General features: G+C 63.1%; 4 protein-coding genes. All 4 read right to left on the minus strand.

Annotated elements, in window-relative coordinates; genetic code table 11:
• A partial coding sequence (locus NW863_RS04445) for a PLP-dependent aminotransferase family protein (protein ID WP_414364752.1) occupies window positions 1-1,198 on the minus strand: 1,198 nt, incomplete at its 3' end.
• Between the two features lie 26 nt (window positions 1,199-1,224).
• On the minus strand, window positions 1,225-2,202 hold the full coding sequence (locus NW863_RS04450) for a hypothetical protein (protein ID WP_414364753.1): 978 nt from the start codon (window positions 2,200-2,202) through the stop codon (window positions 1,225-1,227).
• 116 nt (window positions 2,203-2,318) lie between these two features.
• On the minus strand, window positions 2,319-2,843 hold the full coding sequence (locus NW863_RS04455; RefSeq protein ID WP_414364754.1) for a hypothetical protein: 525 nt from the start codon (window positions 2,841-2,843) through the stop codon (window positions 2,319-2,321).
• 432 nt (window positions 2,844-3,275) lie between these two features.
• Window positions 3,276-3,974 carry an orotidine-5'-phosphate decarboxylase gene (pyrF, locus tag NW863_RS04460; RefSeq protein ID WP_414364755.1) on the minus strand — a complete coding sequence of 233 codons (699 nt, stop codon included), beginning with the start codon at window positions 3,972-3,974 and terminating at the stop codon, window positions 3,276-3,278.
• Window positions 3,975-4,063: the final 89 nt, after the last annotated feature.

The raw sequence follows: 4,063 nt of genomic DNA on the forward strand, positions 1-4,063 counted from the left end.
ATCGTTGGCCCATGAGTTTGTACAGTTGCTCTCCGACGATCTGGATGCCGCTGAGGATGCGCTCTTCCGGTTGGTAGCTGAAGGCGAGGCGCAAGGCGTGATCCCCTTGGCCATCGGCAAAGCAGTGGGTACCCGGCAAGAAAGTTACCCCTAGCGCCCGGGTGGCCTGCAGCAAGGCGTTGGCACTCAGGGGAGGGGGCAGCTCGCACCAGATAAAGAATCCACCCCCAGGGGCCTCCACCTTAACTTCAGGGGGAAAACATTGAGCGATGGCCTCCAACATCAGGTGGCACTTTTCTCGGTAACGGCGGATCAAAAGCTGAATGTGGCTCTCTAGGCGGCCTTCCCCGCAGTAGCGGGCCACCACCCGGCCCAAAAAAGGTCCCAGGGATCCCTCGCTACGAAACATCTCCAAGCGGCGGATGATCTCGGGATGGCCACAGGCCCAGCCCACCCGCACCCCCGGCACCACAATCTTGGAAAAGGTGCCCACGTGCAGAACCCAGCCCTCTTCATCCAGCGCGGCCAAACTGGGCAAGGGATCCCCGACAAAGCGTAGGTCGTAGTAGGCCTCGTCCTCCACCACCACCACGCCGTATTCAGCCGCCAATTGCACCAGCTTCTGCCGCCGCGGCCAAGAGAGGGTGCAGCCCCTGGGATTGTGAAAGGTGGGAATGGTGTAGATAAAGCGGGGCCGGATCCCTTGGCGGGCTAGCTCGCGCAACACCTCTTCCAGGCAATCCACCACCATGCCCTCCCCATCCACGGGGATCGAGATCAGACGCGCCCCTGCCGCCGCAAAACGGCTGACCGCGCCCATGAAGGTGGGCCCCTCCACGATCACCATATCCCCCGGCTCCACAAAGACCTGGGGTAAGAGGCCAAGGATTTGCCCAGAGCCATAGCCGATCAAGAGGTTTTCCGGCTGCGCCTCCACCCCTCTGGCCCGCATCAACTGCTGCACCACCTCGATCAGCCCGGCAAAAGTGCCGCCGTAATTGAGGGCAGCATCTCCCTCTTCCGCCAACACCTCCGCTGTCGCCCGCGCCAGGTCGGCCTTGGGAAACAACCGCGGATCCGCCAGGCCAAAGGTAAAACTGGTTACTACCGGCACGGCCCCAGGGATCTCCGCGCCAAAAGGAGGCGGGATCACGGCCTGAGCCCGCCGGGCAAACAGGGTCTCTGAGAGGGGCCGCATCGGGAGCTTCAAGGCAGGAGAAGAGCTTAGGCCAACGCTTGCCACGATAACAAGAACGAGCTGGCCAAGAGCAGGGATCCCAGAACTCGCCGCCAACTCCGGCAGGGGATCTCCGCCAAGACGCCGCCGGCACTCAGGCACAAAAAGGGCAGGGCCACCAGGCCCCAACGGGCGCTTTGCTGCAACAGGTTCATCTGTGGCTCCCAAAGCCACACCGCCAGCACCCCCATCCACAGGACATGGCCCAAACCGGCCAAGCTGAGCAGGGTTTGTTGGCGTTCCGCCCAGGGCCAACCCAGCCGCACCAAGGCCAGCCCCAGGGGCAACATTAAGGTGGCCAGAACAGCCAGGCCGCTTTGGCTAGTGAGCGAATAGGACACCGTCGCCGTAGGAAAGCGCTCCGTCCCGGTGAAGGGATTGGCGGGCAGCTCAACCCGCACCAACCAGGAGAGGCCAATCACCAGCAGCAGCCAGAGTAGCCCTTGCAACCGCTGCCGCGGCCAATGTTGGCTAGTCCATAGCGTCCCCCAGAGCAGGGCCAAGGGCCAAACTTTGTAGCTCAGGGCACAGGCCAGCGCCAAACCGCCCCAGCGCAGGCGGGATCCCGGCCCAGCACCGCTGCTGACCAACAAGACCAGGCTGGCCAAGATCTCGTCGCCCGGCTCCAACCCCTGGGTCAGCACCCAGGGGCTGAGTCCCCATAGGCCAGCACTCCAGAAATTGCCCCAGCTCCAGCACAGCAGCAGCACGGCCAGGCAGGCCAGGGCCGAGACAGCTTGCAGGATCCCCTCGGGGGGGATCCCGGTGCCCTCAACCAGCCAGGGCAGTAGCCCGTTCGCAATTGAGTGGTAGAGAGGGAGTTCCGCCTGGACAGGGGGCAGGGATCCCTGAGGGCTGCTGATGGGCCAAGCGCGCCACCACGGCAGATGGGCCAGCTCTCCTAAGGAGCGGAGACGTTGCCCCAGCAGCAACCCCATCCCTCCCCACAGCAGCCAGTGGCCCATCCAACTAAGTCCGTCTGGGCGTTGGTGCCGACGTTTGCCTGCCCTGGACAGGCTTAGTTGAGGAAAAGAGGAACGAGACAGCCTTTTGCCCCGCGGAGGCATGGCAGGGGGAAACTTCATAGGGTAGGCCTAGTCAACTCTAGATCGCCCGTCAAGGGGCACCCAGCCTGCTGCCAGCGACGAATGGCTTGGGCGGTCAGTCCTTCGGTGACGTCGCGGATGGGAACACCGGCGCCGGTAACTTGCAGGCGCACCACCTGCCAGGGATCCCCAGGTGCAGCCCGCAGCACATAAGCTTCATAGGCCAGCTGCAGGGTTTCGCTGCGCCGACCGGCCAGGGGGTTGCCCTCCTGCTCGGGCTGCTGGGGCAGAACCAAGCGGCGCTCCAGCGTGGTGAAATACAAGCGAAAGCTTTGGGAAGCCGAGGCGGCTGGGCTATCCGGCAGAAGCTGGGCCAGCTCCTCGGCAGAGAGAAGTTCCACCTCTGGCTGGCCCACCAGCACTACCTGGAAGTCTGAGCGGGAGCGGCTCAAGGCCAAATTGAGAAACAAAGGCAACTGCTCCGCCAGGGCCTCGGCCCAGGTTTGCGGGTCGGAGGCACAGATCTCCTCTTTTGCCCAAGCAGGGGCAAGGCTGCCCAAGCTCAAAACCAGCCATAAACCCAGTCCCCACCCTCGTCTGGCAGATCTGTGGCCCAAGGCTTATTTCTCCCCAGATGGTCGCGTCCACAGAGTAAACTTCCCCCGACTGAAGTCGGGAGCTTAGGGACTCCGTCCCGCTCACGGGAACAGTAGCCCTCTTGCTGCGCGGCTGTTGGTTGACACATTCCCGCTCGCGCCAGCGGGCCGTAGGCCTCTGTCGCCTCCAGCTTTGCAGCTTGCGACGCAGACACCTTGAGCTTGCAGGAGATAGTTAGAACTTGGGTCATGCTCCATCATGGGAGTAGGAGCTATCCCCCCTACAGTATACGGTGGGGTATCTTGCGAGGGAGGCGCCACTTTGGCCACTAAAGTTCCAGAGTCGCTTTCCTCCCCACACTAAAGTGCAGGGCCCGCAGCTTTACCCTCCATGAATTATCCAACAGCATCCTCCAGGGCTTGGAGGCGGTACAAGGCAGCCACGGGATCCGCAGCCGCCGTGATGGGGCGGCCCACCACCAAATAATCGGCCCCTGCTCGCAGAGCTTCTGCAGGGGTACAGACCCGCTGCTGGTCGTCCCCCGCTTCTGGATCCCCAAAGCGGATCCCTGGGGTTACCAGCAGCACCTCCGGCCCCAAAGCCTGCCGCAGCCGCCCCACTTCCTGGGGGGAGCAGACCAGCCCACTCACGCCTTGATCCAGAGCTAGCCGCGCCAACTGCAACACATAGTCGCCGGGATCCCGCTCAACGCCCAACTCCTGCCGCACCTGGTCGGGACCAAGGCTGGTGAGAAGAGTGACTGCCAACAGCCGGCAAGAACTGCCCTGGGTGGCGGCCACTGCTGCCCGCAACATGGCACTGCCGCCAGCGGCATGAACGGTGAGCAGATCCACCCCATAACCAACGGCCACCTGAGCGGCCCGCCCCACTGTGTGGGGAATGTCGTGCAGCTTTAAATCGAGAAAAATGCGCTTGCCCCGTCCCTTAAGGGCCTGAAAAATCTGAGGGCCAACAGCCGTGAACAACTCCAGGCCCACCTTCCACCACAGCACCTGCGGCAGGCGATCTACCCACTCCAGGGCTTGATCCCAAGAAGCGGTATCCAGAGCAACAATGAGGCGGCTACCCTGCATGGCGGAAGCTCTCGAGCCGACTAACGCGAAGGGATCCGCTCCCGCGGCTCATAGTGAGGGCAGCCTTCACAGGGGCCATAGGGGTTAAC

This window comes from Synechococcus sp. B60.1 (assembly GCF_047462555.1).
GTDB lineage: Bacteria > Cyanobacteriota > Cyanobacteriia > Thermostichales > Thermostichaceae > Thermostichus.